This is a genomic window from Candidatus Aciduliprofundum sp. HYA1, assembly GCF_056175085.1.
Genome location: NZ_CM149694.1, coordinates 329,199 through 345,934, shown reverse-complemented (window position 1 = coordinate 345,934; position 16,736 = coordinate 329,199). Strand labels below are relative to the sequence as shown.

Annotated in this window: 19 protein-coding genes; 8 read left to right on the top strand and 11 right to left on the bottom strand. The window is 44.0% G+C overall.

The genetic code is table 11. From position 1 onward, the window contains the following. Positions 1-26 precede the first annotated feature (26 nt). The 6 genes from AC0S1O_RS01960 to AC0S1O_RS01935 form a co-directional block, all read right to left on the bottom strand. Positions 27-161, bottom strand: coding sequence for a hypothetical protein (locus tag AC0S1O_RS01960; RefSeq protein WP_475394087.1), 135 nt, complete (start codon positions 159-161; stop codon positions 27-29). Then, positions 151-1,260, bottom strand: a complete 1,110-nt coding sequence (locus AC0S1O_RS01955) for a hypothetical protein (RefSeq protein ID WP_475394086.1) — start codon at positions 1,258-1,260, stop codon at positions 151-153. The genes AC0S1O_RS01960 and AC0S1O_RS01955 overlap by 11 nt, the downstream gene beginning before the upstream one ends. Then, positions 1,257-4,937 carry an Eco57I restriction-modification methylase domain-containing protein gene (locus AC0S1O_RS01950; RefSeq protein WP_475394085.1) on the bottom strand — a complete coding sequence of 1,227 codons (3,681 nt, stop codon included), beginning with the start codon at positions 4,935-4,937 and terminating at the stop codon, positions 1,257-1,259. The genes AC0S1O_RS01955 and AC0S1O_RS01950 overlap by 4 nt, the downstream gene beginning before the upstream one ends. A gap of 50 nt (positions 4,938-4,987) precedes the next feature. Next, complete coding sequence (locus tag AC0S1O_RS01945; protein WP_475394084.1) at positions 4,988-5,167, bottom strand: hypothetical protein; 180 nt, start codon at positions 5,165-5,167, stop codon at positions 4,988-4,990. A 77-nt stretch (positions 5,168-5,244) separates the two neighbouring features. Further along, entirely contained in the window at positions 5,245-5,562 is a 318-nt protein-coding gene (locus AC0S1O_RS01940; RefSeq protein WP_475394083.1) for a hypothetical protein, read from the bottom strand. Beyond that, entirely contained in the window at positions 5,559-5,858 is a 300-nt protein-coding gene (locus AC0S1O_RS01935) for an LSm family protein (protein ID WP_475394082.1), read from the bottom strand. Before AC0S1O_RS01935 ends, AC0S1O_RS01940 begins: the two co-directional genes overlap by 4 nt. A 231-nt stretch (positions 5,859-6,089) precedes the next feature. On the opposite strand from AC0S1O_RS01935, the gene AC0S1O_RS01930 reads away from it, so the two are divergent. From AC0S1O_RS01930 to AC0S1O_RS01915, 4 genes are read left to right on the top strand one after another with little or no spacing between them, the layout of a single operon-like run. After that, positions 6,090-7,952 (top strand): ribonucleoside triphosphate reductase, encoded by a 1,863-nt coding sequence (locus tag AC0S1O_RS01930; protein ID WP_475394081.1) that lies wholly within the window; start codon positions 6,090-6,092, stop codon positions 7,950-7,952. Between the two features lie 5 nt (positions 7,953-7,957). Next, positions 7,958-8,641: an anaerobic ribonucleoside-triphosphate reductase activating protein gene (locus AC0S1O_RS01925; RefSeq protein WP_475394080.1), complete on the top strand. Its 684-nt coding sequence runs from the start codon at positions 7,958-7,960 to the stop codon at positions 8,639-8,641. A 24-nt stretch (positions 8,642-8,665) separates the two neighbouring features. Next, positions 8,666-8,833, top strand: a complete 168-nt coding sequence (locus AC0S1O_RS01920) for a hypothetical protein (RefSeq protein ID WP_475394079.1) — start codon at positions 8,666-8,668, stop codon at positions 8,831-8,833. 58 nt (positions 8,834-8,891) lie between these two features. Continuing rightward, the gene (locus AC0S1O_RS01915; protein ID WP_475394078.1) at positions 8,892-9,188 is read left to right on the top strand and encodes a hypothetical protein; all 297 of its coding nucleotides are present in this window, start codon (positions 8,892-8,894) and stop codon (positions 9,186-9,188) included. A 3-nt stretch (positions 9,189-9,191) separates the two neighbouring features. Here AC0S1O_RS01915 and AC0S1O_RS01910 read toward each other — a convergent pair whose 3' ends face one another. Then, positions 9,192-9,758, bottom strand: a complete 567-nt coding sequence (locus AC0S1O_RS01910) for an HAD family hydrolase (protein ID WP_475394077.1) — start codon at positions 9,756-9,758, stop codon at positions 9,192-9,194. 63 nt (positions 9,759-9,821) lie between these two features. On the opposite strand from AC0S1O_RS01910, the gene AC0S1O_RS01905 reads away from it, so the two are divergent. Together AC0S1O_RS01905 and AC0S1O_RS01900 are read left to right on the top strand one after the other, a co-directional pair. After that, complete coding sequence (locus AC0S1O_RS01905) at positions 9,822-10,625, top strand: glycosyltransferase (RefSeq protein WP_475394076.1); 804 nt, start codon at positions 9,822-9,824, stop codon at positions 10,623-10,625. Further along, on the top strand, positions 10,622-11,290 hold the full coding sequence (locus AC0S1O_RS01900) for a glycosyltransferase family 2 protein (protein ID WP_475394075.1): 669 nt from the start codon (positions 10,622-10,624) through the stop codon (positions 11,288-11,290). The genes AC0S1O_RS01905 and AC0S1O_RS01900 overlap by 4 nt, the downstream gene beginning before the upstream one ends. Positions 11,291-11,295: 5 nt before the next feature. Here AC0S1O_RS01900 and AC0S1O_RS01895 read toward each other — a convergent pair whose 3' ends face one another. The 3 genes from AC0S1O_RS01895 to thyX form a co-directional block, all read right to left on the bottom strand. Then, positions 11,296-12,012 (bottom strand): DNA polymerase sliding clamp, encoded by a 717-nt coding sequence (locus AC0S1O_RS01895; protein WP_475394074.1) that lies wholly within the window; start codon positions 12,010-12,012, stop codon positions 11,296-11,298. A 106-nt stretch (positions 12,013-12,118) separates the two neighbouring features. Next, a complete protein-coding gene (locus tag AC0S1O_RS01890; protein ID WP_475394073.1) occupies positions 12,119-12,952 on the bottom strand; it encodes an Mrp/NBP35 family ATP-binding protein in 834 nt (277 codons plus the stop codon). A gap of 37 nt (positions 12,953-12,989) precedes the next feature. Further along, complete coding sequence (gene thyX / locus AC0S1O_RS01885; protein WP_475394072.1) at positions 12,990-13,652, bottom strand: FAD-dependent thymidylate synthase; 663 nt, start codon at positions 13,650-13,652, stop codon at positions 12,990-12,992. A gap of 70 nt (positions 13,653-13,722) precedes the next feature. On the opposite strand from thyX, the gene AC0S1O_RS01880 reads away from it, so the two are divergent. Both AC0S1O_RS01880 and AC0S1O_RS01875 read left to right on the top strand, forming a co-directional pair. Then, positions 13,723-14,553, top strand: a complete 831-nt coding sequence (locus tag AC0S1O_RS01880) for a DNA-binding protein (protein ID WP_475394071.1) — start codon at positions 13,723-13,725, stop codon at positions 14,551-14,553. A gap of 31 nt (positions 14,554-14,584) precedes the next feature. Further along, positions 14,585-15,202 (top strand): phospholipase D-like domain-containing protein, encoded by a 618-nt coding sequence (locus AC0S1O_RS01875; protein ID WP_475394070.1) that lies wholly within the window; start codon positions 14,585-14,587, stop codon positions 15,200-15,202. Here AC0S1O_RS01875 and AC0S1O_RS01870 read toward each other — a convergent pair whose 3' ends face one another. After that, positions 15,203-16,684: a DUF2139 domain-containing protein gene (locus AC0S1O_RS01870; protein WP_475394069.1), complete on the bottom strand. Its 1,482-nt coding sequence runs from the start codon at positions 16,682-16,684 to the stop codon at positions 15,203-15,205. Positions 16,685-16,736: the final 52 nt, after the last annotated feature.

Sequence of the window (16,736 nt, the reverse complement as noted above, 5' to 3'; positions counted from 1 at the left end):
TTTTTCACCTTCTTTCTAATGAGTTTTCATAATATACTCCCATCTAAATCCACAGCAAATAAATCAATCTTCTTATTGCGTTTGCATTTTATATGTGAGATGGTGAATCTGCCTTTTATGTAGCGAACATACGCCTCAACTATCTGCTCTTCAATTCTCACCAAGAGACACCTCTTTCTTAACTAATTTGTATATGAGTTTTGTTTTTTCAATCATCTTTATTTTGTCGTATTCATCCCACACCAAACTTGAGTTGTGAATTAGCTTATTGGCTTTATCTATGATATAGTTTAAGTCATTGTAAATATTCTCTCCAAAGGAATCCTTAATAGGGGCCTCTATGCTTCTTAATAAAGAGCCTGCTGTAAAAGACTCCGGAGCATCTGCGTTTTTATACCATGAATATAACACCCGAAGCATTTCTTCTATACTTTGCCGAATTATGAGAATTGATGTTGTTTCAAAAGATCTACATGCATCCAAATCTTTAATTAAACGATTTATATTGTTTATCCTCACAGCATGATCATACAATCTTAAAAAATCAAACCGCTGATATAACCTTTTTTTAACCTCTTCTTTAATTTTTGAACTCCAATCATTGTTTATATTTTTTATTTCGTCATCACTTAGTCCAACAAAATCATGTAAGAATTCTTCAACGCTATAAATGTTCTCATACCTGTCTCTCAGAGACACTATGTCTTTCTTAAATAGATGATAAGTTATGGGTTCCACAACAGCAATGCAATTTTTATGATTGTTGAATATTTTCTCTATTTTATCATTTAAATTCTTATAAATCAATTTTCTCTCATATACAGACAATGGTAAAGGTATAACCCTTATCACACACACTGTTATTTGCTCCCCTGTTGCAATATTCGTGTATTCGTCACAATCACCAGCAGGTTCTTTATCCATAGACTCCAATAAATAGTCTATAAATCCCTTTGCTATATCTTCAGGGGATTCCGACTCGTGATCTTCATAAAACGCAGAAAGCACATACTTGTTGTGGCCACTCAACAAAGCAAACGACAAATAGGCCTGGAATGCATTATGAAATAAAGCTTCAACATACCTGTAAAATAGAGAGACCTCCATTAGAGTTCCATATGGCAAATACTTTGCATCCATAGTTAGCCACTTGAGAATTTCTCCATAGATGGGGTAGGATCTTCTTAGTTCTTCCAAGTATTTATCCAACGATATTTCATTTATATCAATAAATGGTCCTGCATCAACCTCTCCACTCATTTCTTCCACCTCCCAAACTTCTTGGCCTTCACCAGCCGCTCTTTCACCAAACTCACCACGGCGCGGTAAACCTCCAGCTGCTCCTCCTCAGTCAGGCCGAGTGCTTCAAAAATTATCCTGTCCAGTTCTCTTCTATCGGGCATCACACCCTCCAGCGTAACATCCTCGGGCTTGATGTTGCTGAAATCTTTGTTTGGCTTCGGCAGGCCGAGTTCTTCGAAGATGGACTTGATTTCGCGGTTGGCAATTAAATTAAGTGCATTCTTTAGTTTGTGGGACCGAATATAATTATCTAAAATTTTGGGATTTAACAATATTTGATTCTTGAGTTCGTATACCATGATACTTCTTGGTCCACCGCCTCCGCCTAACTGGCGTGCTAACATTTCATCAATAAAGTAAGAAAGACTAGAATTTAGAATACCTTTCAATTTGATACTGGTTGAAGAAACATACAATCTACAATCTGCAAATAATTTTTCATCTGAAAAGAATACTGCAATACGTTGTCTTAGTTCTTTACCCCAAAATGTGTCGCCCATTTCCTTAGGGACTTCCCACCATAATTTCCGCCCAGTTATGGATGCATTATTATGATATTTCCTCTTCTCACCCCATTCAATATACTTCAAAGCATGCTTTTTATCTTGATTTTTCAACTCTTTCTTGGATAGATTGCACAAAAACACCTCATACTTCAAATCTTCAAGCCTTATCTTGTATGTTTTTATCTCCTGCGGGCTCTTCACCACAGGCCTCAAAAACTCCTCCTCAATGTATCCTTCCCACCCCGCCTTGTTCTTCACAGCCACGAGCCCTTCATCTGGCCTGTGCACCCTTCCGCAAATCTCGCACACGGGCCACTCATCAGGGTTCTTTATTGGCTCAAGGTAAAAGAACTCATTGGCACCAGTTTTAATTCCAAATCTAACCTCAGCAATCTCCCCAAGCCTCACAAGTTTTCCTTCGCCCTTTTTAAGTATTGTATAAAATATGGGCGGTGCTCTTATCAATATCCCACCCCATTTGGCACCCTCGTATCCGGGAATTATTATCTTATCTCGCTTTTGTTCTGTTCTTGTCTCAGTGGCACCGCCCAACTTTGCCAGATTGACCTCATCCACCACCCGATACCTTGCGGCTCTGCCATCAACGGAAACAACCGTTGCTCCAAATACCTTCACCTCGGTGCCATCTCTAATATCTCCAAGAATCTCGGCAAAATCCTCATACTTCAACTCTCCAATGCTCTTCTTCAATTTTGTGAACTTGACCTTTGCGTTGGAATCAAGCATAATGTCTCCCTTTCTCTCCATCACGGTGATTATCGTGTTTACATCCGCCTCCTCAAAAGTCCTGTGAGGATAGTCAATCACGAACTTAAGGTGCGTCTTCTTCAAGAACTCCTCCTGCATCCAGGCACCATAATCCACATCAAGCCAAGAATTGGATGTGATAAACACAAGCGTACCGCCCCCTTTCAGTATATCAATACCTTTCATAAAGAAATACGCATATATGTCTGAGCGCTTACTTATCTTAGTATCCACAATCTTTGCAGTATTTTCAATCACCGCTTTTTTGTAAGCGTCTTTCAATTTATCCCTGTCCACAGATAGAAGCTCCAGTTCATCTGGATCAAAGAACTCGGGATATATATTCTCCTGCCTGACATAGGGTGGATTGGCAATAACAATATCAAAACCGCCGCTTCTCATAACATCCGCAAAATCAATATTCCAGAAAAACGGGATCTTTATCTCCTTTCCCTCATTGTATGCATCAATAATTTTCTTTATCTCCACATCCTTTATTTGGTCACTATCTATATAGCTTTGAAGTCCATATTCTTTCAGTGCTTTTATAAATATATCAACAAGTTTATTTTCCAACTCAACAACACCCTTGCTGCCAGTGAACACTTCTTTCTTTATTTTCTCTATTTCCCCACTATACTTTTTCAAATTCACAAAAAATTTATCCTTGAGCTCCAGGGCCACAGGCGTACCTTCTATGCGAACTCCTCCCACCACAAAATCGCCTATCTTAATTCCCTCAGAAACTAAAGAGTCACCAACCCGCAAATTTGGAGTTAGATTAGGCAGTAATGGAACAAAATTCGGAGGATTGTCTTCATCTTCAATAAGAGCAAGCCACAACCTTAACTCAGCCACTCTAACTGCCCACTCCTTCACATCAACCCCGTGCAAATTTTCAAGAATTATCCTTCTCTTTCTCTCAAAATCCACCCGGATTCCCGCTTTTTCATAAATTTCCCTGATCACATTGAACATCCCAACCAAGAAAGCCCCAGATCCGCTTGCAGGATCTATAATTTTAATTTTTTCAAGTTCGTCTAGTATTTGGTGAGGAACCCTAAGATTTCCATCCAGCTCTCTAAATAGAATATCCATAACAATCCCTTTATCAAATCGCTTGGACAAGTGATTGAATAGAGCCATCCTGCACATAAAATCAACTTCTTCCCTAGGAGTGTAGAATATACCTGCAGAACCTCTCTCCTGCTCTGCAATTAGGGATTCGTAGATATAGCCTAGCATTGCAGGATCAACTGCAACTTCCACCTCAAATGGAGACTCCTCCGTTATTGTGAAATTATAACTGTGTAAGAACTCCATTATTTCCCCTATAATCTGTCTGCCATTATCATCTTCAAATGATGTTATAATCTCATCGATATCAACCCCAAACTCCCTAAGATGATTGAAAAGGCCACCATTAAAGTACATTATTTCCTTATAAATCTCTTTAACTTCTGGAGGCAGGGACAAGTTTTCCACAATTTCTTCTTTCTCATTTTTGGGCCTATTCATGACCTCCAAGAACAAGGGCCTCAGGTACTCTCCATAGAAATCAGAAGAATATTTCCCATAATTCTCATAGAGCCAGGCAAGAAAATCTTTTTTCCCACCAATCCATCCTTTCTTCTGAAGGAAAATGGTAAATATCAACCTGTTTAGAAGAGTGTGAGCAAAACTCTTGGCACTTCTATGCACAAACAAGTTTATATCAACTCCTGCTGGAGCATGCATTTCCAAATCTTTGCGATACTTACTTTTCAAATAATCAATAAGATGATCGATCACTTCCTTGTACTTCTCATAGAATTCCTTAGTTACAGGCTCTACATTGAAAACCTCTTCAATCAATCCTGCAACTTCAGTTCTGGTGATATTCGGAGACTCTAGATTAAGCTTTGAGAGATTCTCTGATATTGTTCTGTGTGATTCTCCAGGACCTACTCTGAATATCTTGAGTTGCAACTTACCAAATAATGAAGCGTAAGTTATAATTTCCCAAATCTTTAATTTCCTATCTTCTAATATTAGGATAAAAGAAGCCTCCTCAAAGGGAGATAACTCCTCTGTGATTTTCTTTACAATTTTTCTTCTAGCTGTTTTTCTTATCCTCTCCATTGAGCCGTAAAATATGTAAAAACCCTCTCCTAGTGGGGGAGTGGTCTTGGCAATGGCGACAAGTGGCTCATCAAGTAATTCATCCACACCCTCTATTGAAAATATCTGATTTGCATAATCAAAATTCAATATGCTGCAAAACAATTTTCTGAAAACATCCTTGGGTTCCTTTTTGCCCAACTCCTTCTCCAGCAACTCCTTAATCTCAGCTGAAACATCTCTTAAAATAGGAGGGTTCATAGAAAAAGATTAGTGAATGGGTGAATATATATTTTTTGTCGAAATGATGTTTATGCTCTAACATACCAGCTTTTCTTTTCACCCATTGAATCCACATACAAATTGAATTTACTTCCACACTCTGGACATTGAAACCTGGATACGTTCCACCTGCCAAATTTCCAAGTCTTCAATGGTTCAGCATTTATCTCTGCACCACATATCGGGCATTTTACCTTATTTTCTCCCATTCATATCACCTTGTTTAGATACTTTAAATAAATATTTAAAGGTTTATCCCGAAGATTTGTTAAATCACCAAATCAACCTACCCAAGCCCAAACCAAAACAAAAGAATTGCCGCCCCAAAGAAAGCTCCGATAATTAGAGTGAAGTAATCATACGTCCTTCTCTCAACGGCAATCTCACGGACCTCCTCGGGTTCGGAATTCTCAACGCTCTTTATTTTATCCTTCCTCAATACAGTTCTTCCGTGTGAGTATGTCTTTCCATCTGGAGTGACTTCAAGTGAGTTCTCAATGAGTATGAATCCAGAATCTTCCTCCTCTATCTTTCCATATATAAGCGTGGAATCATCAAGCTCTACAAGCACCTTTGCACTGGAAAACTTCTCCATGTATTTCAAGATAACCACCTCACCACGAGTCCAATCAGAGCACCGCAGGCCATGATCGCCAGGCACGTTGCAGCATAAACGAGTTTGACGTGCCTCAGCTCCCTCCGCAGCTCCTCGTCCTTGTACTCCTTCCTATTCTCCGCTATGAACAGTACCGTATCCCAGGGAATGATGTACTTCTCTCCATCTTCCTCCACAAAAAGTGCCTCTTCATCAAGGTCCGAAATTCTCCCAGTGTAAAGGGCATCCCTCGTGCTGACCTTCACCTTCCGACCCATGAGAGTTTGAGGAATCACATTTCTCATTTTCACAGGCAGGTGTATAAAATCATCTCCGAACAATAGGTAATTTCCCTTTTTCCACGGAAAAAATATCTTACCGCATAGCAGGTAGATCAGCACGAAGCTATAATCCGCAACATCCAGCAGTCCTGAAGAATTAAAGTAAACTTGATTTTTTTAAAGTTTATTTTACCATGTTTCTTATCATCTCTGTTCAAAAAAATTAATTTATATTGCAGGGGTATGCATTATTTTATGCAGGTGAAGGATGTTGTTGAGGGATATTTAACGCAGAGTGACTGGAAGGTGAAGGAGAACAGCAACACGGGGTACTCCTACTCAGGGCTCATGCTCCATGTTGCTGGGGAGGTTATGAGCGAGTATACTTTGGAGCATGTGTATGATAGCAGGATTGCAGAGGCACACAGGAAGGGGTATTTCCATATACATGATTTATCCTTTGGTATCATTCCGTACTGTGCGGGGTGGTACCTGAAGGATCTCCTGCTCAGGGGATTCGGTGGGGTTCCTGGAAAGATCAATGCCCGGCCACCGAGGCATCTGGACACGGCAGTGGCGCAGATCATAAATTTTCTGGGCACCATGCAGATGGAGTTTGCAGGGGCACAGGCATTCAGCAGCGTTGATACCTATCTTGCTCCGTTCATACGCCATGATAAATTGAATTATAGAGAGGTTAAGCAGAATATGCAGCGTCTCATCTATGGACTCAACATTCCATCAAGGTGGGGTTCTCAGACACCATTCACGAACTTCACATTTGACCTGGTCCCTCCCGAGGACCTTGGCAGGGAGCATGCCATAGTTGGAGGTGAAGAGCTCAGCACAACATATTCCGATTATCAGGAAGAGATGGATATGCTGAATCGGGCATTTATGGAGATAATGATGGAAGGTGATGCCAACGGGCGAATATTCACATTTCCAATACCGACGTACAATCTTTTACCTGAATTTGACTGGGATGGGGAGATCGCATCTCTTTTATTCAAAATGACTGCAAAATATGGTACTCCTTATTTCCAGAATTATATAGGAAGTGATCTGGATCCAAGGAGCATACGGGCAATGTGCTGCCGTTTGCAGCTGGATATGAACGAACTTCGTGCTCGGGGAAACGGGCTTTTTGGCTCTGGAGAATTGACGGGATCAATTGGAGTGGTTACAATAAACTTGAATCGTCTTGGATACGAGGCTCGTGATGAAGATGAGTTTTTTGAATTGCTGAGACACTACATGGATCTTGCGAGAGACAGTCTGGAGATAAAGAGAAAAATTGTGAACGAAAACATGCGCAGGGGACTGCTGCCCTTCACCAAGATTTACCTTGGTCACTTTAACAACCATTTCTCAACAATAGGGCTAATAGGCATGCATGAGGCACTTGTGAATCTGTTCGGATACGGAATTTACGAGAAAGATGGGTTGATATTTGCCATAAAAACCCTGAAATTCATGCGCGAGGTCCTAAAAATTTATCAGGAGGAAACGGGAAATCTTTACAATCTTGAAGCCACACCTGCAGAGGGAGCATCGTATCGCCTTGCCAGACTGGATAGGGAGATACATCCGGATATATACACATCGGGAGAGGAGGAGCCGTATCTCACAAATTCAACCTGGCTACCTGCAGATTATAAAGTGAGCATAATAGAGGCCCTGGCACATCAGGAAGTGCTTCAGACCCTTTACACAGGTGGCACTGTTTTTCACACGTACATTGGAGAAAGGGTAAGTGAAGAAAGTGCAAAGGCTCTTGCACGTAAGATTGCAACCAACACGAAGATTCCATATTTCACGATAACGCCCACATTTTCAATATGTCCGGAGCATGGTTATATTCCCGGAGAGCATTTTGAATGTCCGTACTGTGGAAGGCAAACTGAAGTTTATTCACGGGTGGTGGGTTATTTCAGGCCAGTGAATGCGTGGAACAACGGTAAGAGGGAGGAATTCAGAATGCGTCTTGATTTCAACCTCAACGCCATGGAAGGGCGCTGGAAGGTTTACAGGGATATAGCTCAGAGCGTTACAGCTCCTCAGGTGGAGAGTGAAGAGGTTGAAAGGAAGGAAAAGGTGCAGCTGATACTGATGTGATTTCCATGCTGATTGGGGGATTCATGCCCGAATCATTTGTGGACTGGCGTGGCAAGATGGTGGCAACGGTATTCACCTACGGCTGCAATTTTCGCTGTCCCTTCTGCCACAATTACACCCTTGTCACAGAAGCCCTTGAGACGAGCATTTCGCCTGAAAATGTTCTGGATAGAATAAGAGAGCTCAGGGAATGGATAGATGGAGTTTGCATAACCGGTGGAGAGCCAACCATACATCCGGATCTGCCAGAGTTTGTGAGAGAACTATCCAAAATTGTGCCTGTAAAACTTGATACCAATGGCACAAATCCTGAGATTCTCAGAAAATTAATGCCCTATGTTGATTATGTGGCCATGGACATAAAGGCTCCAAGGGAGAGGTACAGTGAGCTTGCAGGCAGGCCTGTGGATATGGATAAGATAAATGAGAGCATCAGATTGATAATGGGGGAGGCCAGGGATTACGAGTTTAGAACCACCGCTGTTCCTGTTCTATCTGAGAGGGATTTTGAGAGCATATCTTCCTGGATCCGTGGTGCGAAGAGATACGTTATCCAGCAATACTCCACGGATGGTGGTACGCTGGACCCTAAATTCTCAGAGCTCAGACCCCATGATTCCAAATTTCTTCACAGCATATGCAATAGAATACGTGAAAATTTCGGAGAATGCATCGTTGCAAACATTTAAATCTTATATTTTCCTGGTGGCCCTATGGTACTGAAGATTGAGAATTCATACATAGAGAGGTTGATAGAGCAGATTTACGAGGAGGTGAAATGGAGACCCGATCTGGCGGGGCTTGATTATGAATCTCTTGAGGCCGTGGTTCGCCTGGCCATGCTGAGGATGGAGAGGGATGGAAAGATCGTGATTGATTAACCTTGAAGTGCCAAGCATTATATAAAATGCTCCATTACGCTTGATAGGAGGTATCTGAATGGATCCCATGATGGAAGTGTTTGAAAAGGCAAAAAACAATCCGAAGATGAGAAGGAAGTTGAGGTTGAAGGCAGCGTACTCTTTGGTTCTCTTCATCGCTTTTCTCGGAGTGATATTCATAACGATCGGAACGATTATAACTGCAAAGCATGGCATGTTTCTAGGAATGACACACCTGGACTTTCTCAAACTTCGTGCCAACTACGGGCTAATAATGATGACCCTGATAATAATACACCTGGCCATGAACTGGAAAATATTTGCCAGAGAGTTCAGATTTCTCGGGGGCAAGTGATTCTCAAACTCTCTCCTCTAAAATTTTTAAGATCTCTGCAAGGTCCTTTATTTTATAATCTGCATCCCAGTCCCCTATGCACACCGTGATGCATCCCGCATCCTTCCCGGATCTCATATCGTACTCGTAATCTCCAACAACAAGGCACTCCTTACCACACACGTTGAATTTTTTGAGAAGATGCAGCAGGGCATCCGGGCTTGGCTTTGGCTCAAATCCATCGTCCCGGGTTATCACGCAGTCAAACTTGGATGCATAATCTCCAAGTGCAATCTCTGCGGCCCTGCGCGAGTTTCTCGTGAGCACCACTTTCTTTATCCCTCTTGAATCCAGGTACTTTAAAATCTCGGGAAGCGAGGGATGGATCTTCGCCTGTCTTGCTCTCCATATTTCCTCCTCTTCCAGAATTTTCACATACTCCTCTCCCATATCGCGAAGAAACTCGTAAAGATGTTTTGGACCCTTCTCGATTCCTATCTTTCTGAATATTCTCTCCCTTATCTGGGAGAATGGAACGGTGTTTATGACTATTGTATCGTCCAGATCAAACACAACGAGTTTTATGGGCACGGGGGTTAATGGGATTTGAGGATTAAATATTTGGGGAGGAAATTTATTAAATATGAATGGGATATGGGACCCGTGTTCATAAGCATCGTTATAACCGTCAGAAACGAGGAGAGGCACATATCCGATTTGCTCGATTCTCTCATAATTCAGGAGCCCCCCTTTGAAATTGTTATAGTTGACGCCCACAGTGAGGACAGGACTGTGGATATAATAAAGAGGTATCAGGAAGAGTACGATTTCATCCACCTTTATGTCAAGGGGGGAACCCGAGGTGAGGGGCGCAATTACGGGGTTAAAATGGCGCAGGCCGATTATGTGGCCTTCACCGATGGAGATGATATAGTCAACCCGTTCTGGCTCTCGGAGATAAGGAAGAGTTTCAGGGAGGGGGCGGATATAGTTGCAGGAAGGACGATGTACATCGGTTACGGCCCCTGGGAGAAACTTGAACGGGTGGAACTGTATTATAGGGGATTTGACGTGACCTTTCCCAGCTGCAATCTCGCCTATCGCAAGGAGCTTTTTGAGAGGATTGGCGGATTTGACCCATGGTTCATGACTGCCGAGGATATTGACCTGAACATAAGGGCCATTGATTCTGGAGGAAACATCGTTTACAATCCCCGGGCCATTGTGTATCATCGCACCCGAGACTCCTTTTACTCATTTGCCAAGCAGGCGTTCTGGAACGGGTACGGAAGAAAGCAGTTGACAATGAAGCATGGGAACCTGTGGAACAGGTACAAGCCCGAAAGGATGTTCAACCCCTCCCAGTTATCGCTATGGGGGCTTATACGCCTTGGTTTTGCCCTGATGGGTTATCTGGCATGCAAATTGTATGGAGAGAGGTACGGTGATAGGAGATGAAGGTTAGCGTGATCATACCAACCCTAAACGAGGAAGAGAGCATTGGACACGTGCTTGATAAGATTCCAAGGGATCCCAGGTACGAGTGGGAGATAATAATTGTGGATGGAAACTCTAAAGATAGAACAAGGGAAATAGCCAGGGAAAAGGGTGCAAGGGTCATAGTGGAGAACCGCAAGGGCTATGGTCGTGCCTACAAGACGGGATTTGCAGAGGCCAAGGGGGACATAATAGTGACCCTGGACGGGGACGATACCTATCCGGCAGAGCGCATACCCGAACTGGTGGATTATCTGATCAAGAACAATCTGGATTTCATATCCTGCGAGAGGTTCAGCAGGATGCAGAGGGGTGCAATGTCCCTGACCCACAAATTTGGAAACTGGGTTCTCACTCTCACCACGCGTCTTTTATTTGGAGTGAAGATTAGGGACTCACAGAGCGGGATGTGGATTTTTCGCCGCAAAATATTGAAGGATCTTAATCTAACGAGCGATGGTATGCCCTTCAGCGAAGAGATAAAAATAGAGGCTTGGAAGAGATTCAAATGTGAGGAGGTACCCATTGAGTACCGCGAACGCAAGGGCGAGGTTAAACTCAACACATGGAACGATGGACTGAGAAACCTAAAATTCCTTTTCAAAAAGAGATTTGGAAAGAAGTAATAATTTTACTCTCCCTCAATTCTCGGGGCAAGCAGGTACTCACCCTTACCCGCACCGCCAGTTATATCAAACTCTATTTTTATTGGATAATCCGTGCCCATGTAGATGGTGAGATCGTTGGCAGAGTCCATGGCCTTCACAAGTTTAACGAGGTAATCCACGGGATACATGCTCTTCACAGGCTCGTCGCATGATAGTTCCTTTAGCATGTCCTTTGGTATGTTCAATCGGGCCTCGTCCTGATCGCCCTGGGTGTACATCTCAAACTCGGTTGGTGTGATGCGCAGGGTTATGTTATCAGATATGCTCTCTGCGGCCTTTATTCCGTGCTCAAACTCCTTGATTGGAAGCACGACCTTCGCGGGAAGCACGAGATTTGGAACCTTGGGAACGGTTAGTGCACTTGTATCGATGAGGGGCATACTTCTCGTGAGATTTCCCATGAGGAAGGTGAGTTTGCTGCCATCCTTCGAAATCTCAACCACATCCCCTGATGATGCGAGTTTTAGAATGTCCCTGACCTTATCAAGGTCCACCCCCAGTTCTTCCTCTTCCGTATCAAACTCCAGAAAGGCGTCCTTGTTCACATTCAGTACGATCATTGCAACGTGGGCAGGATCCACAGCCTTCACGCTGATCCCGCTGGGATTTACCTCGAATTTCGCCTCGGATACCAGCGTGAGAAGAAGGTTCGTAATCTCTTTCAAATCCTTAATGTTCATTTTTAGCCGCATGTTCATCCCTAAAAGTGATATTGATTTTCACATTATAAATTTTTGGTCTTTAAACTGCTATGATCTGTAAAAATACTTTGCAAAAGAAAGGGGGTTATTTCTCCCCGAGAACCTCGAGGAGTTTATCAACCGCGTCGTGGAACGCCTTTGCTGCCTCAGAATCCGGATACTTCATAACGAAGGGTTCGCCCGTATCACCGCATTTGACGATGCGTGCATCCATGGGTATGCTTCCAATGAAGGGCACGTTGTACTTCTCTGCAGCCTTCTTTCCTCCACCCTGCCCGAAGATCTCTCCGGTCATGTTCTCGATTATTCCCACAACCCTCTTCTGCATCTGCCTTGCAAAGTTTATGGCCTTTGTGGCATCGAGCAAAGCGACCTCCTGGGGCGTGGCCACTATAAGCACACCGTCCATATCAGGTATGAGCTGAGATATGCTCAGGGATTCATCTCCCGTGCCGGGTGGCATATCAATTATGAGAAAATCAAGATCTCCCCATGCAACCTCATCCAATAACTGCTGTATGGCCTTGTGCTTCAACGGACCTCTCCATATTATTGGAGCATCGTCCTGGGGTAGTGCCATCTGGAGGGATATGGCCTTGAGATTTGGTACAGGCTCCACGGGCACGAGCATGCCATCATCGTTAACCGTGAGTTTGGCATTCTGCACCCCGAGCATCTTTGGCACATTTGGACCATGAATGTCGGCATCCAGAAGTCCGACCTTGTAGCCCTTCAAAGCCAGGGTAACTGCTAGATTAACAGCCACCGTTGTCTTGCCCACTCCACCTTTGCCGCTGAGTACCATCAACTTGTGCTTTATCTTCTTCATCTTCTCCGCTATACGCTTTTCTGTCTCCTTGGCCTGCCTTATCCTTTCAAGCTGGGATTGACCTTTTCTCAATGCTTCCTGATCCACCATTTAAATCACCTTGCGTGAGCCATGAAATCCTCATATTTTATAATTGCTGGTCAGATCTGTCCAGGATAAATCTCTCATAGAGGTCATCAAAAAGAATAGGGGCCCTCTCGTGGGCCAGTTTTAGCATTTCCTTTGCCATGGCACGTATCTCCCACTGGGCACTTGGATCGCACCTCAACTCTATGAAATGCCTCAATTCCCGGGCGTTCATGGTTATGATTATCTTCGTCTCAATGCCCTGGGGGAGGATAAATCTGGCATCCTCTTTTCTGACCCTCTTACTCTTCACCATCCTCCTGTATAGACTGGCAGCCCTTTCCAGGAGCTCAAGGTACTCTTCCTCAAACTCACTTCCAAATATGCTCTCCGGAACGATGAATTTTGGGTTTTTCAAACTCACGTATCTCTGGCTCTGCTGGGTATAACTGGCCAGGCGATGCCTCACAAGCTGGTGAGAGCAAACGCGGGATATGCCCTCCACCCGGAAGGTGAAGCAGGCGTGCTCAAAAACGCTCTCGTGCCCCAGTTTTTTCAGGAGATTTATAAGGTGCCTTACCCTTTCTTCATTCAGGGTCCTGAATTCTGGAGCGTGGGATATGGCGGCGCTTTCCGCTATTAATTTGTCCACACCTCCCTCTCGAGGCAGGGAGTAGGCAACAAGTTCAACATTCAGACATTGTGAGCCCCTGCAAATTTCCATGGTGTGTAATGGTATTCGGGATTTAATTGTTTTTGCAGGTACCAATATTTAAATACAAAAACGGAGATTCATGGGCGTGGAGCTGGGCAGGGACGAGAAGATCGTGCTGGCGATAGCACTGGCAGTAATGATTTTCCTTGCATCACTCTTTGCCTATATGTCCCTGATAACACCCAAGAGGGTGAGCGTATCCGATATTGGCAATAACGTGGGAAATTTTGTTGAGATCTCGGGCATTGTGGGAAATATAAGGCAAACACATAGGGGAGAGATCTTAAAAATTTACGATAAGACCTTCAAAAACAGCACAGAAGCGTATCTCCTATTTCATTCCACCCTTTATCCAGGAGAGCGTGTGGTTTTGAGGGGAGTGGTCTCGAAGTACAGGGGCATGGTGGAGATTCTGGTCAAGAGCCAGGATGACTTGAAGATCCTGGACAGGTACCTGAATCTGAATATTAGGGAACTGCTCTTAAATCCAGAGTTTTTCGTGGGCATGAGGGTGAGGGTTAGTGGAGAATTGAATGTTATGTGGATATCCCGTTATATTGAGGTTTCGGACGGGTTCAATTTCACTAAGATATACACTCAGTCGGGTTATTTTGGAGAGAGGGACATTTATGTTCATGGAACTTACTCCCACGGGATAATTTACGAGGATAATATAACCCTCAACTACACCGGTCCCTGCGTGAGCATAGGAGATTTGAAGGATTATGAGGGTGAGAAGGTATGGATCCATGGCACGGTGGTCTCCTATTTTTACTATGGATACTTGGTAAATGGGGGTTACACCCTGAAGGTTTTGGCGGATAGAAGGATTGGAGGTGGAAAGGTAACACTTGAGGGAAAATTTGTGTACATCAATTATTCTGGTCAGTACGGACTCGTGGTGGAATAAGATTAAATAAAATAAGTAGATTTATGGCGCTATGAACAATCGTGCCATTCTTGTTATTGCTGTGACCCTTGCGTTCATCGCGGGTTTCATGTCCGCCGAGATGCTAGTTCAGCGTGAGAATGTGCAGGGATTGCATTACACGGTCATTGAGGGAAACAATACGAAAATAATACCCATTGAGGACAGGCAGTACTATCCCATAGTGATAAACAAGATAAATCAGGCCAATGTGAGCATTCATATAGTGATGTACGAGATGAAATGGTACGGCAATCCGGATAAGGACACCCACAAGGTATCCGCCCTGGGCAGGGCCCTCGTTGCTGCGGAGAAAAGAGGAGTGGATGTGAAGATAATCCTGGACGATGGTAAGGGCTATGGCTTTGAGAATCCGCAGATGGTTGAGTGGGCCAAGGACTGGAGAGGTTATTTTGAATCCCACGGAATAAAGGTGAAATTTGACTGGAGCAATCAAACCACACATGATAAACTTGTGATAATAGATGATTACATAGTTATCGTGGGCTCAACGAACTGGAGCACAAGCGCCCTTGATTACAATCACGAAGCCGACGCACTCATAGAGAGCAAGGCGGTGGCCCAGCAGTACGAGGACTATTTCTCACAACTCTGGAATGTTTATCAATGATCATTTCAACTCAATTCTTATTTTTCCCTGGTAATCCTCTCTTCTCAATTTGAAGGACACAATCCCGGAGAAGGAAGATAGGGCAATCACATTCTTTCCTGCGGTGAGGTTGAATTTATCCTCGTGCGCCTCATTCAGGGGCAGAGCCAGGTCGTATTCGTACACCTTCAACTCGTTGCTCTTGGATGCGTATATTATCATTCTGGGCTCCCTGTATCCATCAAGGGGTATGCCTCCAAACACGCTGTGTTTTGTTTTCTTTTTGGCAAGGGAGGGGATTGCAATCGGGATGGATACACTCACTGCAGGTGGGTCTCTCTGAAGAGAATCGTGGCTGAGCATGGAGAATCCCCTGTGTCCGGAATCGTAGGGAAGTGCATCCTCTGCCCCTAGATTCGGTGCGGTGTTTGTTCCGATCAGTATCTTATCCCCAAGATTTTCCATGCTTGTTATCCTCGCTCCAAATGCTCCCACGATTTTCACCATTGGGGGAGAGATGTAAAGAAGAAGGGTTGGCGCAACAATCGTGTTCGTGAATGTGTATTTTATCCTTTCCTCTACATTTTTTGCGTGGTATATTGCATCGTGCTGCGCGTTATACGCTATCAATATTCCTCCATTCATGTAAAGGGCGTTTGATCTCATTGGGGCCCTGAATGTGAAGAAATCGAGGAGCCTTGCGTATTTGAAACCCTCTCCGTTGGAGGGGTTTCCTATGAGCACGCCACCCCGCGTGAATGCGAATATGCGATTGTACAGGCTTGCCACGTCCCCCAGGGAAGGTATTATGAGATCCTCACCATCAACGGCCTTTACGTTTTTCACGTCGTACTCCTCCCATTTATCCTCCAGCAGATCCAGTTTAAGAATTTTAAGAAGCCCTGTCTTGAAATTATCCGCAGAGCCGAAGAACACCTCATCGTGCATTACATCCCCCTTTAGGGCAGGGGTGCTGGTTAACCTCTCTGTCTCTCCGGAAGAGCGGTCTATTGCGTAAATGCCCAGATTCTCGTGACCATCCTCTCTGGCTATGAGCAGCCTGTCGTTGTAGGGATCGTATATTATGTCGCTTACCTCTCCTGCCCATTTTTCGCTGTGGTGTATGGAATCCTTCCAGATGAGTTTGAGATAATCATCGTCAATGTTGTACTCGTGCACGTGGGAGTACTTGTTTTTGAAATCTATGCGTCCATTTTGAAAACTTGCAGGTGCGTGAACCCAACCACCAAAGTACAGGTACTCATCAACCGTTTCAACGGCGTTATATGTATCTCCCCCAGAGGTTGGAGCCTTGCCCACCATCTGAAAATTGTAAATCTGCTCATCGTAATCCTTCACAAAATGGGCTTCTGCGTCAAACGAAAGCGTGTAGTAGAGCATCTTCCTGTGGTATTTCAGGCCGAATATTCCTCCGCTGCCCCATTCCGGGCCGTAGCTCGGAGGGTAGGAGTGCAAATGGGACACTATCTTTGCCACGGTCATTTTCAATCCCCTCCAGCCCCATATTGTTCCAGGGCTATTAATTTTTTCCCAT